The following is a 17,673-nucleotide window of genomic DNA, read 5'->3' as shown; positions in this document are numbered from 1 at the left end:
AATCCTGATGTACTATATGTTTTCTGTAGTGCTTACAGAATTTTTTTCAAATCAGAGAAGAAGTTCAGATGAAAAACCTTGACAAATTCTGGGAGTTTGCTATAATGGAATACAAAAGAAATACGGTGCTCAGGTCTTCCAGTCGCGGCCTGAATGCCGCGAGAACCGACTGGAGAGGTACTTCTTAAAACCCTAACAATACATGAGTGCCCATGTGTTAGGGTTTCTTTTTTTTATCCCATGATATTTTTTTACTTTTTGGTTTCTTAGAATAAAAGTAGGCCTGGCCTACTTCCTAACTTTTTCAGTAACCCAGAAGCCCATATATTTTCCCAGCAGCCAACGGGTTTGGGCGTCCAGAGCTGGAAGGGCAGTAAAAAATATCATCATTATAGGGAATAGAAGCCAGCCAAAAATAAAAACTAAATACTTAAAGCGACCATACTCTGGAGGTTTGGGCGGAAGCAAAAGAAAACTCAAATAAATAGAACTTAATAAACCAATCATAGCTAAAGTCATAAGTCGGCTGATTATCTTTGGTAAATTATAAGAAATTAAGGTGTGAGAAAACTCAGGTCCTCCCAAAGTTAGGGGAAGCCAACCCAATACAAAAATTATAATACTAGTAGTAGCCCAAGAAAGATGCCCTTCAATCAATTCAAGTCCCAAAGAAAGTTTTTTAAGAAAAGGGATTTTTTTATTTTTATAAAAGCCAAAGAGAAAATAGGCGATATCCCCCACTCCATAAGCCCACCTTCTTTGCTGCCGAAAAATATTAAACAAAGTTCTAAAAAAACTTTTCGCTACATTAGCATCCATAGAAATTGGGTAGTATAAGGGTTGAACTCGGTAATCTCCATTATGTTTCAAAAAGCATTGCCAGAAAATTCTTGAGTCGTCTGAAACAACATTTGTTTGCTTAAAATCAACATCAACTAATGCCTTAAAACTCATTGAATGAGAGGAAAAGGTTACCAGTTTTTCCGGCCTTTCCTGATTCATAGCATGCCAGAAGCTTGAGGAAAAAGAAAAAACTCGGGAAATCGCCGGGGCTTGCCAGATATTATTGACAAAAAGGGGGATTGGCTGAAAACTGGTTTTAGTTGGTTTTTCCGAAGTTAAATAGTGGTAAGTCAGACAACTAAAATATTTTGGGAAAACACAGGTATCAACATCAAAAGAGGAAAAAATTATATTTTCATAAGGGATTTTCAGCGAGTCAATAATCTCTTCTTTTGCTTTTTTAGTTGCCCAGGTTTCATTTGAACCCTTACCTGCGATTTCGCCCGGTAAATTAGCTGGATGCCAGGTGACTAAAAATTTAAAAAATTTTGAGCTAAATTCTTTTTCAATTTCTTTAACTGTCTTTTCTATAGAGCCCCTAACCTTTTCCTCGCAAGCTAAAACTATAATCATTTTATCTTTCGGATAATTCGTATTCTCTAAACTTTTAAAAGTATCCCGAACAATTTCTAAAGATTCTTCATACATTGGAATAACAATCAAATGATAAAGGGTTTTCCAATTCTTTGTAGCCAGTAATTTACTAAGTTTTCCAAGCCAGTTAATTTTTTCGTGCTCTGCCATTTTTTTATAGCCTGACCAAAGATGTAAAGAAAAATAAATCGTCCGGAAAAACCAAAATATTACAAAAATTATAATAAAAACAGCAACCCAAAAGGGCTGTTTCCAAGAAAGAAAAATAGCTAAAAATAAAATTCCCCAAGATAGGGCTCCGGGAAAAATTTCAAATAATCTAAAAAGAAACCTCTCTCTTGGATTTTTTAAATCTGTAGCTCTGCCAATTTTAAGATAGTAATTTTTTTGTTCCATTATATCCTGTATAATAGCACTTTTTTTAGAAAAAAAAGAGGCGATCCAATATTTTGGGATCGCCCTGGTACTTTGTGTTGCGGGTGTAATGTGTTATTGTTTTTCCGCTTCTTTCTTGATTTCTTGCTGGAGATTTAATTTCTCCACTTCCAGCCTTAACTTCTCTACTTCTTTCCGAAGTTCTTCGTTTCCCTGGGCTATTGACCCTTTTCTCACCAAGACCCTATTGTTCCGGGTTCTGATTTGTTGATGCCTAAACCGCTGTTCTCTTTCAGCCATAGTCAGCGTTCGATTGGTTGCTGATATCTGACTGTTTAATACTCGATTGTTTGCTGAATTCTGGTCTAGCATTTGAAGCACATCCATTGCTAATCCGCCATAACCTACTACTCTCCTGAGCGTACGATCACGCCCACAGCCATATCCGCCATAATAGCGGCGGCCACCGAACCCACCACGTATTAGACGCGACAAATTATAGCCGCCACCTATACGTGGAAAACATCCGGTATGACGTGTCACTTCACTCCGTGCAATGTATCCCCAGTTAACTTGTGCATTTGCCACATCTGTGTTAATGCCAATCAGTACTAATCCTATTGTGATTGTCAAAATTAAGCGTTTCATTTTACTACCTCTCTTTCTTTAAAAGGTTACCATTTACACCCATTGTTTAATTTTCAAAGTACACCTGTATTATAGCATACCTATATATTTTGTCAAGCCCTTTGGGCTTTTTTGTGGTATTTTTAATTTTTGCGGCCCCACGGGTAGTCGAAACCCGGTTTTTTGATTGAAAATCAAATGTCCTAACCACTAGACGATGGGGCCAATTTATTTTTTATTCTATCATAAAAATTGAAAAAAATCAAGTTTTTAGATAAGATAATGGAATATGAATATTTTATCAATAGAGACATCCTGCGATGATACTTGCGTAGCAATTATAGAAGCAAAAGGACAAAGACGTCCTCGTTTTAATATTTTATCAAATATTGTTTCTTCGCAAGTAGAAATTCATAAAAAATGGGGAGGAGTATACCCTACTCTAGCCAAAAGAGAACACCAAAAGAATCTGCCTCTTGTGTTGGAAAAAGCATTAAAGAAAGCAAAAAACCCTAAAATTGATTTAATCACAGTAACCGTTGGGCCTGGCTTGGAGCCTTGTTTGTGGGTAGGAGTAAACTTTGCCAAAGCCCTGGCGAATTTCTGGAATTTGCCGATTGTACCAGTTAACCATATTGAAGCGCACATCTTTGCCAACTTCATCAAAGAACAAAAAACAAAGAACAAAGAACAGTTATTTCCGGCGATTTGTTTAGTGGTAAGCGGGGGGCATACGCAATTGATATTAATGAAAGATTTTGGGAAATACAAAATTCTTGGAGAAACAAGGGATGACGCGGCAGGAGAATGTTTTGACAAAGTAGCTAAGATTTTAGGCCTTGAATATCCCGGAGGACCAGCTATCGCCATTGAAGCGAGCAGAACGAACAGAGGCCCGTCCTCTGTCAGTTTGCCGAGGCCGATGATAAAGCAGAAAAATTATGATTTTAGTTTCTCTGGCCTGAAAACTGCTGTTTTGTATAATTTTAAAACCCAGCCCCAAAGGATAAGAAAAAGTAAGAAATATATTCGGGAAATGTGTAAAGAAACTCAACAAGCAATTATTGATGTCCTGGTTAAAAAAACCATCAAAGCAGCAAAAGATTATAAAGCGGAAAGCATAATTTTAGGGGGCGGCGTTTCAGCCAATAAAGAACTCCGTAAGCAATTCCAACGAAGAATTCAAAAAGAAAAATTAAGTTTCAGGTTTCAGGTTCCAAGTTTTAAGTTCTGTACTGACAATGCAGTAATGATAGGAATAGCAGGATATTTCAATTGGCTCAAAGGAAAGGGCAAACCCTGGAAGAAAATTAAAGCTGATGCTAATTTAAAAATATGTTAAAATGAACCTACATGAAACTATCTAAAACTTATAGTCCTAAAGACGTTGAAGACAGAATCTATAAGCTCTGGCTTAAGAGTGGTTTTTTCAATCCAGATAAACTTCCCAAACGCCACAAAAAGCCATATACAATTGTTATCCCTCCACCAAATGTTACTGGCGGACTTCATATGGGCCATGCTCTGAATGCAGTTATTCAAGATACTCTAATTCGTTGGAAAAGAATGCAGGGATTTAAAGCCCTTTGGCTCCCTGGAACAGACCACGCCGGAATTGCTACCCAAAACGTAGTTGAGAAAAAACTTAAAAAAGAGGGCTTAACCAGATTTGATTTGGGCCGAGAAAAATTCATCAAGGAAATATGGAAATGGAAAGATAAATACGGAGATATTATTTTAGACCAGTTAAAAAAATTGGGCTGCTCTTGCGATTGGTCCAAAACCAGATTCACTATGGATAAAGATTATTCTCTTGCAGTTAAAGAGGCCTTTTTACATTATTATAAAAAGGGGTGGATTTATCGGGGAAAAAGAGCTGTTAATTGGTGTCCAAGATGTTACACAAGTTTGTCAGACCTTGAGGTTGTATATAAAGAAGAACCAGCTGAAATGTATTACATTAAATACGGGCCTATTACCATTGCTACGGTTAGGCCGGAAACAAAATTAGGTGACACCGCCGTGGCGGTGAATCCGAAAGACCCGAGATATAAAAAATACATTGGTAAAACCATTGTTATTCAAACCGTTTTAGGTAAAAATAAAATGAAGGTTATTGGAGATAGAGCAGTTGATATGAGTTTTGGTACCGGCGCTATGAAGGTAACACCTGCCCATGATCTTCATGATTTTGAAATAGGCGAAAAATACAAACTTGAAAAAAAACAAGTAATCGGTCCGGATGGACGAATGACAAAACTGGCTGAAAAATATGCTGGGCTCACGGTGATGAAAGCGAGAAAGCAGATTGTAGAAGATATGAAAAAAATTGGAATTTTGGAGAAAACAGAACCATATACCCATAATATTGCCCGTTGTTATAGATGTAATACTGTTCTGGAACCAATTCTTTCTAAGCAATGGTTTTTGAAAATGGACAAATTAGCTAAAATGGCAGAAAAACCAGTAAAAGAGGGTAAAATAAAATTTCATCCCAAAAGTTTTGAAAAACCATATTTTGATTGGCTGAAAAATATAAAAGATTGGTGTATTTCCCGCCAAATCTGGTGGGGCCATAAGATTCCCTTAAAAGAAGAAAAAGATGTCTTAGATACTTGGTTTAGCTCTGCTCTCTGGCCTTTTGCCACGCTCGGCTGGCCCTCTTCGGTTAAAGACCTTAAAACTTTTTATCCTACCGATGTTTTGAGTACTGCTCGAGATATAATAAATCTTTGGGTTGCCCGGATGATTTTTTCTGGAATAGAGTTTATGGAAAAAATTCCATTTAAAGATGTTTATATTCATAGCACTATCCTAACCAGAGAGGGAAAAAGAATGTCAAAGTCCCTTGGCACCGGCGTAGACCCGATAAATCTTATCAATGACTATGGCGCTGACGCTACTCGTTTTGGAATTGCCTACCAAATTATGGGAGGCCAAGATATGAGATTTGTAAAAGATAATATGATAATGGGGAAAAAGTTTTGTAATAAAATATGGAATGCAAGCCGATTTGTCTTGGGACAAATCGGAATTTCTAATTTCGAATTTCTAATTTCTAAACCCAAGGAGAAGAATTTAACCTCTGCGGATAAAAGGATTTTAAAACAGTTAAACAAAACAACAAAGTCAGTTAATAATGATTTGGAGAATTTTCGGTTTGGGAAGGCAACCCATACTTTATATAATTTCTTTTGGCATGATTTTTGTGATGTATATATTGAAGCATCTAAAAAGCAAGATAATAAAAAAACTCAAAAGATTTTACTTTATGTTCTATCATCTTCTTTAAAACTTTTACATCCATTTATTCCATTTATAACAGAAGAAATTTATCAGAAAATACCCATTAAGAACAAAACGAAATGCTTAATGATTGAAAAATGGCCAAAATCATGATTTATCTCCTCTACATCTTTCTTGGTTTAGCTCCCAGTGTTATCTGGCTTCTCTTTTACTTGCGAAAAGATGCTCATCCTGAATCAAACAGAATGATTTTAAAAATTTTCTTTTATGGAATGCTAGCAGCTATAATAGCTGCCCTGATAGAAATAGGAATTTCCGGAGCTTTAGTTATAGTTGGCGAAAACTGGTTTAAAACTTTCCCTTTTTTATTTTTTGCTTTATACCACTTCCTTATAATAGCTTTGGTGGAAGAGTGCTCTAAATATCTAATTGTTAGAGAAAAAGTAATAAATAATCCAGAATTTGATGAACCTGTAGATACTATACTTTATATGATTATTATAGCTTTAGGTTTTGCTGCTTTGGAGAATATCCTGGTTTTATTTTCCGGAAAAGGGCCTCTTCTTTTTGGTGAAGCCATAGCTATTACTTCTTTCCGTTTTATCGGAGCTACTTTTTTGCATGCTTTATGTTCCGGAACTCTGGGCTATTTTTTGGCTCTATCTTTTTTTGAATCTAAAAAACGGCTGAAATTAATTATCAAAGGAGTAGTAATTGCTACTCTCTTGCATGGTCTCTTCAATATTTCTATAATAGGAATTGAGGAAGGACTAACGAGTCAAAATTCTCTCTTATTAACTTCCTCAGTTATCTCTTTAGTTATTATTTTAAGCGGTCTTGCCTTTTTTGTTTCCTTCGGCTTTAGGAAACTTAAGAAAATGGCAAGTGTCTGCAAGATAAAATGACAGATTTTTTTGAGAAACTTAAAAAAGGAATGGATGTTGAAGAATTACCAGAAGAAGAATCTTCCGTTGTTTTGGCTGCTGCTAAAACTAAACCAGAGAAAAGAAAAAAGCCAGTAAATCCCGCTAGAGATTACAAAGGTAAAGAAGAAACACCAAGAAAGAAAATCTCTAACGGGGTAAAGAAAGCCAAAAAGATTGAAATAAAAAAGGAAAAAACTGAAAAGAAAAAGATTGAAACAGGAAAGGAAAAAAAATGGTTTGAACCAGAGGGGCAATTAACGATTGATGTTTATCAAACAGATAAAGAAATTATTATTCAGTCAGCTATTGCTGGAATAGAGCCAGAAGATTTAGATATCACTATTGAAAATGATTTAGTCATCATAAGGGGAAATAGAGAAAGGAAATTTACAGAAGAGAAAAAAAATTATTTTTATCAAGAATGTTATTGGGGCAGGTTTTCCAGAGAGATTATTCTACCTGCAGAAGTTGACAGCTCAAGAGCTGAAGCCACAATAGAAAATGGAATTTTAACTATTAGAATACCAAAAATTGAAAGAGAAAAGAAAAGAAAGATAGCTGTGAGAGAATAGTAACAGCAAACAGTAAACAGTAAACAGTAAACAGTAAACAAAAGCCGCCTTATCGGGCGGTTTTTTGTGCCCTCGGCAGGATTCGAACCCGCAACCTTTTCAGGACGTGGTCCTAAACCACGCGTGTATTCCAGTTCCACCACGAGGGCTTTTTTTATTATACCTTTTTTATATAAAAAATCAACCCCGTTAGAGGTTACAACGCTAAGATGAAAGCACAAAACGAAAGAACCTCTAACGGGGTTACAATACAAATATTATTCTTTTAGTCTACCTAAAAAGATTATGTTACCTTGCTACATAACTTACAAGCATCACTAATCCTTTGGCAAGGAAAGCTACTAACACTCCAATCACAGCATACATAACAAAATCTCTTGCTCTTTTTGTCTTATCGGGATCTCCGGCTGCTGTAACAAAAAAGTAAGCAGCAATTATAATGGCGATAGCAGCTATAACTAATAAAAATCCAAAAAGGTAATTAGTGACACTGTCGAGCGTATCTACGACATCGTAAGTTAACCAGCCGGGCGCAGTAATAGGACCTGGTTGTGCCTGTGCTAATGCCAATACTGGAATAGATAGAAGACTTGTTAAAATCAAGCTTACTAAAACTTTTTTCATTTTTTTGTCAAAGTTATTAAGTTTGAGGTCGACCTTTATAATTTATAACGGTTATAATTTTAAGGTGTTGTTGGCGGTATTGGTATACCAAACATTTCTACAAAAAATACAATCAATGCTTTAGCTAAAAAAACAATAAGTAATCCAATTAGAACCCAGAGAATCATTTTTTTAGCTGTCTGGATTTTTTCTGGGTCGCCGGCTGCTGTTATAAAGTAAAATCCAGCAACAATAAACATTATCGGAGCTATGGCTATGGCAAGGTAAAATATAAAATCAATAAGTTTATCTATCAAATCCCAGAAACTTTGAGCTTTTAAAGGATTCTCAATTGTAACTCCTTGAACTGTTAAGGGAATAAGAAAAGAAATTAACAGCAAGAAAAATATTAATTTGGATAGATAGGGTTTCATTAATGATTCATTCTAACATATAAACATTTAAACATGCAAGCATATGTTAAAATGTTAAAATGATTTTAGGGTTTTTCAAAAATAAGTCCAAAATGATATTTTCCTGCTTCAAATTCTTTTTCTAATTTAAATCCTATTTTCTCCGTGATTTTTTTTACTTCTTTTGGAGAAATCCTTCCCTCCTCAGGTCCTTGGGGCGCCTTGGGTGCCCAGTCAATTACTACTAATTTCCCTTTATTTTTCAAAACTCTCTCTGCTTCTGATATTATAGCATTTTTATCTTTTATTTGAAAAAGTACGTTGGGGATAAATACCAAATCCACTGAAGATCTAGTTAATGTTGAACCTTTTGGTTTTTCTAAATCAGAGCAGATAGTTCTAATATTAGTGATATTTTCCAAAAGGGCTCGGCTTTTTAAAGCAGAGAGGGGAGCTCGCTGAATATCTAAACCATAAACTAATCCCTCTTCCAATCTTTTTGCCAAAGGAATAGCAAAACCGCCTGAACCACAACCAAACTCAGCTGCAACCATATCCAGACGCAGCTCAAGTTGGTCTAATACTTCTTCTGGATTTAGAAAAGACTGATTCATGTTTAAATGCAGGTGGCTGAAGCAACTTTGTCTCTTTCGTCTAATCTCATTATTTTTACTCCTTGAGTTGCTCGGCTGATTTTGGGAATTGAGGAAATCTTTGCCCTAATTACCTGACCCTTTTGAGAAATAACAATCAAATCTTCCTCCTCGCCTGTTAAAAGCCTTGAGGCAACCAGTTCTCCGGTTTTGGTAGTAATATTAGCTGTTTTAATGCCCGTTCCTCCTCTTCCTTGCAATTTGTATTCTCTCAAATCTGTTCTCTTCCCATACCCATTCTCTGTCACTACTAATAAATATTTTCTTGTTTCTTGTTTCTTGTTTCTTGTTTCTTGTTCTATCATGTCCATCCCCACCACCTTATCTCCCTTTCTTAACCTAATTCCCTTGACACCCGAAGCCGGTCTCCCCATTTCTCTTATATCTTGCTCTTTAAATCGGATGGATTGGCCTTTTTTTGTTACTATAATTATCTCATTTTGGCCGGTGCTCTTGGCAACTTTTTTTAAAAGGTCGCTTTTTCTAAGTTTTATTGCAATCAAGCCGGACCTCCGAACATTTTTAAACTCCCCCAAAGCAGTTTTCTTTATTATACCATTTTGGGTTACCATTACTAAATTTTTTATCCCCAGATTGATGTCCTCCTTACCGAGAGTCATTAAAGATAAAACCTTTTCTTCAGGGGAAACCTCAATGAAATTCAAAAGGCCTCTGCCCCGAGCCACCCGTGCCCCTTCAGGAATTTCATAAACCAAAGTTCTGAAAACTTTTCCCGAATCAATAAAGAAAAGCAATGAGTCGTGTGTCTGAGCTAAAAGAAAATGCTCAACAACATCATCCTGTAAGGTTTTCATTCCCAAAATCCCCTTTCCTCCTCTTCTTTGAATTTTATAAGTGGCAGGATTTATTCTCTTAATATAACCCCCCCGGGTTAAGGTAATAATTGTCTCCTCTAAGGGGATTAAATCCTCTTCTGCAATCTCTCCAACTTTTTGAGCAAAAACTTTTGTTTTCCTTTCATCCCCAAAATTCTCTTTAAGTTCTTCTAATTCTTTTTTGACAACTTCTTTTATTTTCTGAGGGCTTTTAAGAATTGCCGTAAACTCTTTAATTTTAGCCCGCATTTCTTTAAGTTCATCCTCAATTTTCTTTCTTTCTAACTTTGCCAAAGCAGCTAATTTTGTTTCTAAAATAGCATTAGCCTGAATTTCAGTTAATTTAAATTTCTTGATTAAATTCTTCTGAGCTTCCTCTCTATTTTTTGAGGCCTTAATCGTTTTTATTACCGCATCAATCTTTGTCAGGCACTTGTTTAAACCTTCTAAAATATGGGTTCTTTCTTTGGCCCGCTCTAAATCATATTTTGTCCTTCTAACAACCACTTCTTTCCTGTGAACGATAAAATAATTTAAAAAGTCAACAAGCGATAATACCCTTGGCTGAATTCCATCTACCAGGGCTAACATATTTAGATGAAAGGTTTTTTGCAAATCACTAAACTTGTAAAGCCGGTTTAAAACCTTCTTGGGATAAGCGTCTCTTTGAAGGTCAAGCACAATTCTCATCCCTTCTCTGTCTGATTCATCCCTGATATCCTTTATCCCTTGAATTCTTTTGTCTTGAACCAATTTGGCAAACTGCTCAATTAAACTTGACTTTTGAACTTGGAAAGGAATCTCAGTAATAATAATTTGTTGACGCCGTTCCTTTTTTTCCACTGCCTCTGCTTTCCCACGAACTACAATTGGCCCTTTCCCTTGAGAATAGGCGGAAATTATTTCTTTTTTGCCAAAAATTGCCCCTCCGGTTGGGAAATCCGGACCTCTGATGAATTTAAAAAGGTCCTCGATTGTTACCTTAGGATGGTCAATCAAGTAAATTAAAGCGTCTGAAACTTCAGAAAGATTGTGAGGAGGGATATTAGTAGCCATCCCAACGGCAATTCCCAAAGAACCATTTAAAAGAAGTTGAGGCAGAGGAGAGGGTGAAACTATTGGTTCTTTTCTTGTACCATCATAGTTAGGTCTAAAATCAACTGTATCTTTTCCAATATCTCTTAACATTTCTTCGCCAATTTTTGAGAGCTTCATCTCGGTATATCTCATAGCTGCAAACTCGCTCGGATCGTCAATAGAGCCTACATTCCCTTGTCCTTGAATCAAAGGATATCTTAATGAAAAATCTTGAGCCATTCTCATTGCAGCATCATAAACTGCCTGGTCGCCGTGAGGATGGAATTTCCCAAGAACTTCTCCAATTACGGCAGCCGATTTTCTAAATTTAGCAGTATATCCTAGTCCCATCTCGTGCATGGCATACAAAATTCGGCGATGAACAGGTTTTAAGCCATCGCGAACATCAGGAAGGGCTCGCGAAATAATAACTGACATTGCGTAATCAATGTAGGACTCTCTCATCTCTTCGGTTATCTCCCGATCCCTTATACTCCCCACTTTGCTTGTTGTTTTCTGTTCTTTATTCATTGATTGCAGGCATCTCTATTTTAGGAACATTTAATTCTTGAATAATGTTTTGTGATTCAAGCTTTTGAATTCCTTTATACGAGCTATTAATCCATAAAACTGCTAAAACCAAACCCACTATAATGACCACTGACCAAAGAATCATCTTTCTTACATGTTCTGGCTGTTTCTGAAGTTTTTTTAAGATATTCACGATTACGGTTTCAACACAATTATTTTTGCTTCCTCAGAAGAAATGTCTTTTTTCCTAATAGATAACTTAGGTAATGGCTCTAAGGATTTTATCCCCAGAGCTTTTAAAAATTTACCTATTCCTTCAAGCTTGATTTTAAGTTTGGGAATTTGATAATGCATTGGTATTGTAATTTTGGGTTCAATCTGAGCCATTACTTTTATTGCCTCGCCAGCGTCAATTGTATAAATTCCTCCAACCGGAATCATTAGTATGTCAACTTCACCAATTTTATCAAGTTGGTCAGAACTTAATTCTTTTTGACCCAGGTCCCCTAAATGGCACATTCGCATTCCCTCTGTCTCAATAGTATAAATTGTTACATTTCCTCTTTTTGCTCCTTGAGAGTTATCATGAAAACCAGAAATCCCTTGAACAAAGACTCCTTTTATTTCATATTCACCAGGTCCTTTTATAACCAAGGGCTGACCAGAAACTGCCTTAATATTGTTATGGTCAAAATGGTCGTGGCTGACCAACACAACATCAGCTTCAAGCTTTCTGGGAAGCTTTAAGCCAATATCCCCTCCAAAGGGGTCAATTATAATTGAGACGTGATTGTTTTTCCCCTGCGCTGAGGAAATTTGAAAACAAGATTGTCCGTACCAAGTAATGTTCATAATTATATTACTATATTTTTTTATTTTATCATAAATAAAACTTAGTTTCAATCCTTCAAGTGTTTAAATCGTCGATTTAAACGTTAAATAAATGTTGCCATAATACAAATTCTATGTTATATATATTGATATGAAAGAAATAATTGAAAAAAATGATTTATTAAAACCACCCAAGGTTGGCGAGATTGTTCAGGGAAAAATTGTAGGAAAAGGCAAGGCCTCGGTGTTTTTGGATTTGGGAACTTTGGGAACAGGAATAATTTATGGGAAAGAATTTTACGAAGCAAAAGATAAATTGAAAGATTTAAAAATCGGGGATAGTGTCTTTACAAAAATAACTGACCTTGAAAATGAAGAAGGTTACATTGAACTTTCTTTAACTAAAGCAGGGAAAGAACTTGCCTGGGCGCAGCTCTCAGAGAAAAAGGGAGAAGATGAAAGTATCGTTGTAAAAATTTCAGGAGCAAACAAGGGAGGACTCTTAACAGAGGTATCGGGAATTCCTGCCTTTCTGCCGGTCTCTCAGCTCTCTCTTGCTAATTATCCTAAAATAGAAGGAGGGGATACTCAGAAAATTTTAAGAGCCCTTCAGAAATTTATTGGAAAAGAGATGGAAGTAAAAATATTTGACTTTGACCAAAAGGAAGAAAAACTCATTTTATCTGAGAAGGCAAAAGAAACCAAAAAAATAAAAGAAATCTTAAAAAATTACAAAATAGGAGATGCGGTTGAAGGAGAAATTACTGGTGTTGTAAATTTCGGCGCATTTATAAAATTCTCGCCCTCCGTAGCGGCAACGAAAGGAGGTCCCGCCGAGGAAACTCCGGAAAACTTAGAAGGCCTTATTCACATCTCTGAATTAGATTGGCAACTAATTGAAGACCCTTCAGAAATAGTTAAAGTTGGCCAAAAAGTTAAAGCAAAAATTATTGATATTTCAAATGGTAAGGTTTCCTTATCTCTAAAAGCCCTGAAAAAAGACCCTTGGAAGAATATTGAAAAAAAATATAAAAAGGGTGATATTGCAAAAGGGGAAGTAACAAAATTTAATCCCTTTGGCGCTTTTATTAAAATCTCTCCCCAAATTCAGGGATTGTGCCATGTTTCTGAATTTGGTTCTCAGAAAAAAATGGAGGAAACTCTGAAAATTGGAGAAAAATGCGACTTTAAAATCTTATTAATTGAGCCGGCTGAACACCGAATGACCCTGAAACTTTTACCCTGACACCAATGAAATTGGTAGTAATGGGCTTGACCCCGTAGAAGAATTCCGACAAAAAAATATTTTTTATCTCCATGTCCGGTAGTCCCTGGCATTAAAATAGCAGGGGCTTTTCTTTATAGTTGAAATCTCTTGAAAAATATGGTAAATTAAGTAATATGACAAGTTAACTTACAATTATGAAATCTCTGGTTAAAAATTTTGTTTTTATTCTGCTTATCTTTCTGATAATTTCAGCAGTTTTTGCTTTATTTTCCCAGCCCTTTAAAAAGGAAAAAGAAATTTCTTTGACACAATTAGTTGAGGAGATTAATCAGGAAAAAATTAAAAAAATTACTGTTTCTGGCTCAGAGCTTTCTATCTTATATCAAGATGAAACAACGGCAAAATCAAGAAAAGAAACAGAAAGTTCTCTTTCTGAGTCTTTGATGAATCTGGGGATAGATTCAGAAAAATTAAAAAAAGTAGAAATTGAGGCAAAAAAAGAGCAAGGAACCTGGCTCTGGTTAGGACCTGTCTTGATGTTTGGACTTCCTCTTTTGCTTTTTGGTCTATTTTTCTGGATGATTTTCCGCCAGGCAAAAGCTGGAGCTACCCAGGCATTTAGTTTTACCAAAGCCAGAGCTCGACTTTTCGGCGCTGAAGGACATCCTAAAGAAAAAATCACTTTCAAGGATGTGGCTGGTTTAAAAGAGGCCAAAGAAGAATTGAAAGAGGTTGTTGATTTTCTAAAAAATCCTAAAAAATATTTAAAAATAGGGGCAAGGATTCCAAGAGGAGTCCTCTTAATGGGCCCAGCCGGCACAGGAAAAACCCTTTTGGCCCGTGCCGTGGCAGGGCAGGCTAATGTACCTTTTTTTCATATTTCAGGTTCAGAATTCGTAGAGATGTTTGTAGGAGTGGGCGCAGGAAGAGTACGTGATCTCTTTTCTACCGCCAAAAAAGCAGCTCCTTCAATTATTTTTATTGATGAACTTGATGCTATTGGCAGACACAGAGGAGCTGGTCTTGGTGGAGGACATGATGAAAGGGAACAAACTTTAAATCAAATTTTAGTAGAAATGGACGGTTTTGAAAGAGAAACCCAGGTCATAGTTATCTCTGCGACGAATCGCCCGGATATTTTGGATCCAGCTCTTTTGCGACCTGGCAGGTTTGACCGAAAAGTAGTTTTGGACCTGCCAGATGTTAATGGCCGGAAACAGATTTTGGAAATTCACTGTCAGGGCAAGCCCTTGGCTTCAAGTGTTAATTTAAGAGAAATTGCTGAAAGAACTCCAGGATTTTCTGGTGCTGACATAGCTAATGTTGTTAATGAAGCAGCTATCTTAGCTGCCAGAAGAAATAAAAATCAAGTTTATCAAAAAGAGTTTTTAGAATCGATTGAAAAGGTTTTATTAGGGCCTGAAAGAAAAAGCCATATTTTATCCAAAAAAGAAAAGGAAATTGCTGCTTTCCATGAAGCAGGCCATGCTTTAGTTTCTGCCTCTCTGCCTGAAGCTGAACCAGTCAGGAAAATCTCAATTATTGCCAGAGGTATGGCAGCTGGCTACACCTTAAAAATGCCAGCCGAGGAAAGGAAAATTAAAACAAAAAAAGAATTTTTAGCTGAACTAGCGACTTTACTTGGTGGTTACTGCGCTGAAAAGTTGAAATTTAGAGAAATTACCACTGGAGCAGCTAATGATTTAAAAAGAGCTTCTGACTTAGCTAGAAAATTAGTTAAAGAATACGGGATGTCTCAATTAGGACCAATCTCCTTTGGAGAAAAGGAAGAATTAGTTTTTCTAGGAAAAGAAATTTCAGAACAGAGAAATTATTCTGAAAAAGTAGCTGCCCAAATTGACAAAGAAGTTGAAAAATTTGTTAAAAACGCAGAAAAACAAGCAACAAAAATTTTAACTAAAAGAAAAAAATTACTTAATAAAATTGCCCAGACCTTAATTGTCAAAGAAACCATTGAAAAAGAAGAATTTGAGAGATTAGTAAAACAGAGGGCACCCGCCTTCGTCCCACAAAAAAATAAAAAACCAAGCAGAAAACCTGTCCCCTCCTTGAAAATCAAAATGAAAGAGGTAAGATAATTATTATGCGCACGTAGCTCAATGGCGGAGCAAGGTCCTTATAAGGCCGAGGTTGATGGTTCGAATCCATCCGTGCGCACAATAATGGGCGCTTGGCGCAGTGGTTAGCGCGTCTCGGTGACATCGAGAAGGTCGTGGGTCCGAATCCCTCAGCGCCCACATGGAGACGAAAATAATTTATGAGGATAATGATGTCTTGGTGATTGATAAACCAGCAGGGATTGTAACGAGTGATTTATATCCTGATTTGAAAAAAGTTCATAGGTTAGATAAAGAAACTTCGGGAGTTCTTCTAATCGCAAAAAATGATAAGGCCTTGATTTTTTTGCAAAAACAATTTAAAAATAGAAAGGTAAAAAAGAAATATATTACTTTAGTTGTTGGAAATCTTAAAAATAATCAAGGGGTGATTGAAGCCTTAATTGGTAGAGCTCCGAAAGACAGAAAAAAGCAAAAAGTTTATCTTCCTGCTGAGCCTGGCTCCAAAGGAAAAAGAGAAGCAATTAGTGAATATAAGGTGATAGAAAGATTTAAAGATTACACTTTAGTTGAAGTTGCTCCCAAAACAGGAAGAAAGCATCAAATCAGATGCCATTTTTCTTATCTTGGCCATCCAATTGCTGGAGATAAAATGTATGGTTTTAAAAATCAGCCCTGCCCAGAAGGATTGAAACGCCAATTTTTACATGCCAGCTACATTAAAATAAAGCTGCCAGATGGAGAAATAAAAGAATTTAAGTCAGCATTGCCAGATGATTTAAAATTATGCCTACAAAAATTGAAACTTTTACCAAAACCCAATTAAAAAAAGGTCTGCCTGACATCCGTCCAGGTGATACTGTTCGGGTTTATCAAAAGGTCAAAGAAAAAGATAAGGAGCGACTTCAGGCCTTTGAGGGTATAGTTCTTGCCAAAAAGCATGGAAAAGGAATTTCTGCTACAATAACTGTAAGAAAAGTGATTTCTGGGATTGGAGTAGAGAAAATTTTTCCTATTCACTCCCTGACTATTGAAAAAATAGAAATTTTAAAAAGAGGAAAAGTTAGGAGGGCAAAGCTTTATTACTTAAGAAAAGCGAAAGGCAAAAAAGCCCGGCTAAAAAGGAAAGAATTTACTGAAGCAATAGCTGAGGAAGAACCAAAAGAAGAAATCGTTAGAGAAAAACCAACGGAAGAGAAAAAAGAAGAGCCCAGGTGATGGAATCGGTATACATACATGGTTGAGGGCCATGGCTCGTAAGAGCGTGTGGGTTCAAGTCCCACCCTGGGCACATGGGCGGTTAGCTCAGTGGTTAGAGTGCCTCGTTTACACCGAGGAGGTCGTAGGTCCGAATCCTTCACCGCCCACCACTGGAAATTTTTGGAAAAATGTAATAAAATTTAATTAGGCCGCGATAGCTCAGGTAGTTAGAGCACAGCTCTGAAAAAGCTGGGGTGGTCAGTGCAAGTCTGACTCGCGGCACTAAGTCCAGCTACGCTGTCTCTGCGGGCTTCGCCCGCCGAAGCCAGCTACGGCTGACGAAGGCGGGTGTCGTATAGTGGTTATTATGCAACCTTGCCAAGGTTGAGATGGCGGTTCAATTCCGCTCACCCGCTCACTCGAAAAATACCTAAAAAGACTTGACAAGGCCTGTGGATAAGTTAATATGATAAAACCCCTAAAATTGGGGTTTTAGAATGGATATTTATATTGAAAAAGAGGATCCTTATCTGGGAGCCAAAAAAATCTTAGTTATTTTAATAACGGCTGGAATTCTTGCCAGTGGTTTAGGATTAGGAATAACAAAAATGCAGCAGGCAAAAGCCGATGAGCCGGCTTCTGCTTTAGAACTGGCTACAATCCAAGAAAATTCTCTCTTAGCAGTATCTAATCCCGAAGCTCCTGTTAAAGTCAAGAAAGTAAAAGTGGTAGTCACTGCTTATTCCAGTACTACTTGGCAGACAGACAATACTCCATTTCTAACCGCTTCAGGAAAAACAGTTGAACAAGGAATTGTAGCTAATAATAGGTACTCCTTTGGGACCGAGATAAGATTTCCTGAGATTTACGGAGATAAAGTTTTTGTAGTCGAGGACCGAATGAATTGGAAAAAAGGATCTTATCATTTTGATATCTGGATGGATTCTTATGAAGAAGCCAAAAGCTTTGGGGTAAAAATAGTTGAAGCCGAAATTTTAGAAAACTAAAACATAAAACCTTAAAGCCCCCGCCAAGACGGG

17 protein-coding genes and 8 tRNA genes are annotated in these 17,673 nt (G+C 36.6%); 15 read left to right on the top strand and 10 right to left on the bottom strand.

All coding sequences use genetic code 11. From position 1 onward, the window contains the following. Positions 1-288: 288 nt before the first annotated feature. The 3 genes from KJA13_03420 to KJA13_03410 form a co-directional block, all read right to left on the bottom strand. Positions 289-1,833, bottom strand: coding sequence for a glycosyltransferase family 2 protein (locus KJA13_03420; protein ID MBZ9578052.1), 1,545 nt, complete (start codon positions 1,831-1,833; stop codon positions 289-291). Between the two features lie 93 nt (positions 1,834-1,926). Continuing rightward, positions 1,927-2,460: a hypothetical protein gene (locus KJA13_03415; GenBank protein ID MBZ9578051.1), complete on the bottom strand. Its 534-nt coding sequence runs from the start codon at positions 2,458-2,460 to the stop codon at positions 1,927-1,929. A 132-nt stretch (positions 2,461-2,592) separates the two neighbouring features. Then, a tRNA-Glu gene (locus KJA13_03410) sits at positions 2,593-2,664 on the bottom strand. 64 nt (positions 2,665-2,728) lie between these two features. On the opposite strand from KJA13_03410, the gene tsaD reads away from it, so the two are divergent. The 4 genes from tsaD to KJA13_03390 are packed head-to-tail and all read left to right on the top strand — an operon-like array spanning position 2,729 to position 7,183. Continuing rightward, positions 2,729-3,781, top strand: a complete 1,053-nt coding sequence (tsaD, locus tag KJA13_03405) for a tRNA (adenosine(37)-N6)-threonylcarbamoyltransferase complex transferase subunit TsaD (GenBank protein ID MBZ9578050.1) — start codon at positions 2,729-2,731, stop codon at positions 3,779-3,781. An 11-nt stretch (positions 3,782-3,792) separates the two neighbouring features. Further along, complete coding sequence (locus tag KJA13_03400) at positions 3,793-5,838, top strand: valine--tRNA ligase (GenBank protein ID MBZ9578049.1); 2,046 nt, start codon at positions 3,793-3,795, stop codon at positions 5,836-5,838. After that, entirely contained in the window at positions 5,823-6,590 is a 768-nt protein-coding gene (locus KJA13_03395) for a PrsW family intramembrane metalloprotease (GenBank protein ID MBZ9578048.1), read from the top strand. Before KJA13_03400 ends, KJA13_03395 begins: the two co-directional genes overlap by 16 nt. Continuing rightward, positions 6,587-7,183, top strand: coding sequence for an Hsp20/alpha crystallin family protein (locus tag KJA13_03390; GenBank protein MBZ9578047.1), 597 nt, complete (start codon positions 6,587-6,589; stop codon positions 7,181-7,183). The genes KJA13_03395 and KJA13_03390 overlap by 4 nt, the downstream gene beginning before the upstream one ends. Positions 7,184-7,250: 67 nt before the next feature. Here the strand turns inward: KJA13_03390 and KJA13_03385 are convergent. The 7 genes from KJA13_03385 to KJA13_03355 all read right to left on the bottom strand — a co-directional run bounded on the left by KJA13_03385 (position 7,251) and on the right by KJA13_03355 (position 12,148). Beyond that, a tRNA-Leu gene (locus KJA13_03385) sits at positions 7,251-7,332 on the bottom strand. Positions 7,333-7,471: 139 nt separating this feature from the next. Then, positions 7,472-7,786 carry a hypothetical protein gene (locus KJA13_03380; GenBank protein MBZ9578046.1) on the bottom strand — a complete coding sequence of 105 codons (315 nt, stop codon included), beginning with the start codon at positions 7,784-7,786 and terminating at the stop codon, positions 7,472-7,474. 80 nt (positions 7,787-7,866) lie between these two features. Then, positions 7,867-8,220, bottom strand: a complete 354-nt coding sequence (locus KJA13_03375) for a hypothetical protein (GenBank protein ID MBZ9578045.1) — start codon at positions 8,218-8,220, stop codon at positions 7,867-7,869. Positions 8,221-8,285: 65 nt separating this feature from the next. Next, the gene (locus KJA13_03370) at positions 8,286-8,813 is read right to left on the bottom strand and encodes a class I SAM-dependent methyltransferase (GenBank protein ID MBZ9578044.1); all 528 of its coding nucleotides are present in this window, start codon (positions 8,811-8,813) and stop codon (positions 8,286-8,288) included. A 2-nt stretch (positions 8,814-8,815) separates the two neighbouring features. Further along, entirely contained in the window at positions 8,816-11,296 is a 2,481-nt protein-coding gene (gene gyrA / locus KJA13_03365; GenBank protein ID MBZ9578043.1) for a DNA gyrase subunit A, read from the bottom strand. Continuing rightward, entirely contained in the window at positions 11,289-11,489 is a 201-nt protein-coding gene (locus KJA13_03360; GenBank protein ID MBZ9578042.1) for a hypothetical protein, read from the bottom strand. The genes gyrA and KJA13_03360 overlap by 8 nt, the downstream gene beginning before the upstream one ends. 2 nt (positions 11,490-11,491) lie before the next feature. Continuing rightward, a complete protein-coding gene (locus tag KJA13_03355) occupies positions 11,492-12,148 on the bottom strand; it encodes an MBL fold metallo-hydrolase (GenBank protein ID MBZ9578041.1) in 657 nt (218 codons plus the stop codon). Between the two features lie 130 nt (positions 12,149-12,278). On the opposite strand from KJA13_03355, the gene KJA13_03350 reads away from it, so the two are divergent. From KJA13_03350 to KJA13_03300, 11 genes are all read left to right on the top strand, one after another. Beyond that, positions 12,279-13,373 carry a S1 RNA-binding domain-containing protein gene (locus KJA13_03350; protein MBZ9578040.1) on the top strand — a complete coding sequence of 365 codons (1,095 nt, stop codon included), beginning with the start codon at positions 12,279-12,281 and terminating at the stop codon, positions 13,371-13,373. 176 nt (positions 13,374-13,549) lie between these two features. Continuing rightward, on the top strand, positions 13,550-15,454 hold the full coding sequence (ftsH, locus tag KJA13_03345; GenBank protein MBZ9578039.1) for an ATP-dependent zinc metalloprotease FtsH: 1,905 nt from the start codon (positions 13,550-13,552) through the stop codon (positions 15,452-15,454). A 7-nt stretch (positions 15,455-15,461) separates the two neighbouring features. After that, positions 15,462-15,533: transfer RNA gene (locus KJA13_03340), tRNA-Ile, on the top strand. A 7-nt stretch (positions 15,534-15,540) separates the two neighbouring features. Next, a tRNA-Val gene (locus KJA13_03335) sits at positions 15,541-15,613 on the top strand. A 1-nt stretch (position 15,614) separates the two neighbouring features. After that, positions 15,615-16,259, top strand: a complete 645-nt coding sequence (locus KJA13_03330) for an RluA family pseudouridine synthase (GenBank protein ID MBZ9578038.1) — start codon at positions 15,615-15,617, stop codon at positions 16,257-16,259. Then, complete coding sequence (gene rplS, locus KJA13_03325) at positions 16,220-16,651, top strand: 50S ribosomal protein L19 (protein ID MBZ9578037.1); 432 nt, start codon at positions 16,220-16,222, stop codon at positions 16,649-16,651. The genes KJA13_03330 and rplS overlap by 40 nt, the downstream gene beginning before the upstream one ends. Next, positions 16,642-16,724 (top strand) — tRNA-Leu (locus tag KJA13_03320). The genes rplS and KJA13_03320 overlap by 10 nt, the downstream gene beginning before the upstream one ends. A 3-nt stretch (positions 16,725-16,727) precedes the next feature. Beyond that, positions 16,728-16,803, top strand: a tRNA-Val gene (locus KJA13_03315). Positions 16,804-16,841: 38 nt separating this feature from the next. After that, a tRNA-Phe gene (locus KJA13_03310) sits at positions 16,842-16,915 on the top strand. A 62-nt stretch (positions 16,916-16,977) separates the two neighbouring features. Continuing rightward, a tRNA-Gly gene (locus tag KJA13_03305) sits at positions 16,978-17,049 on the top strand. Positions 17,050-17,130: 81 nt separating this feature from the next. Beyond that, complete coding sequence (locus tag KJA13_03300; protein MBZ9578036.1) at positions 17,131-17,640, top strand: 3D domain-containing protein; 510 nt, start codon at positions 17,131-17,133, stop codon at positions 17,638-17,640. Positions 17,641-17,673: the final 33 nt, after the last annotated feature.

This window comes from Patescibacteria group bacterium, from assembly GCA_020148045.1.
Taxonomy (GTDB): Bacteria; Patescibacteriota; Minisyncoccia; order Minisyncoccales; family GWA2-38-27; genus JAHCRG01.
This window is presented reverse-complemented; position numbering and strand designations above follow the sequence as displayed.

Bases quoted from the DNA above. Each gene is read 5' to 3' on its own strand.
- KJA13_03420 (MBZ9578052.1), bottom strand. From the start codon at position 1,833: ATGGAACAAAAAAATTACTATCTTAAAATTGGCAGAGCTACAGATTTA.
- KJA13_03415 (MBZ9578051.1), bottom strand. From the start codon at position 2,460: ATGAAACGCTTAATTTTGACAATCACAATAGGATTAGTACTGATTGGC.
- tsaD (MBZ9578050.1), top strand. From the start codon at position 2,729: ATGAATATTTTATCAATAGAGACATCCTGCGATGATACTTGCGTAGCA.
- KJA13_03400 (MBZ9578049.1), top strand. From the start codon at position 3,793: ATGAAACTATCTAAAACTTATAGTCCTAAAGACGTTGAAGACAGAATC.
- KJA13_03395 (MBZ9578048.1), top strand. From the start codon at position 5,823: ATGGCCAAAATCATGATTTATCTCCTCTACATCTTTCTTGGTTTAGCT.
- KJA13_03390 (MBZ9578047.1), top strand. From the start codon at position 6,587: ATGACAGATTTTTTTGAGAAACTTAAAAAAGGAATGGATGTTGAAGAA.
- KJA13_03375 (MBZ9578045.1), bottom strand. From the start codon at position 8,220: ATGAAACCCTATCTATCCAAATTAATATTTTTCTTGCTGTTAATTTCT.
- KJA13_03370 (MBZ9578044.1), bottom strand. From the start codon at position 8,813: ATGAATCAGTCTTTTCTAAATCCAGAAGAAGTATTAGACCAACTTGAG.
- gyrA (MBZ9578043.1), bottom strand. From the start codon at position 11,296: ATGAATAAAGAACAGAAAACAACAAGCAAAGTGGGGAGTATAAGGGAT.
- KJA13_03355 (MBZ9578041.1), bottom strand. From the start codon at position 12,148: ATGAACATTACTTGGTACGGACAATCTTGTTTTCAAATTTCCTCAGCG.
- KJA13_03350 (MBZ9578040.1), top strand. From the start codon at position 12,279: ATGAAAGAAATAATTGAAAAAAATGATTTATTAAAACCACCCAAGGTT.
- ftsH (MBZ9578039.1), top strand. From the start codon at position 13,550: ATGAAATCTCTGGTTAAAAATTTTGTTTTTATTCTGCTTATCTTTCTG.
- KJA13_03330 (MBZ9578038.1), top strand. From the start codon at position 15,615: ATGGAGACGAAAATAATTTATGAGGATAATGATGTCTTGGTGATTGAT.
- rplS (MBZ9578037.1), top strand. From the start codon at position 16,220: ATGCCTACAAAAATTGAAACTTTTACCAAAACCCAATTAAAAAAAGGT.
- KJA13_03300 (MBZ9578036.1), top strand. From the start codon at position 17,131: ATGGATATTTATATTGAAAAAGAGGATCCTTATCTGGGAGCCAAAAAA.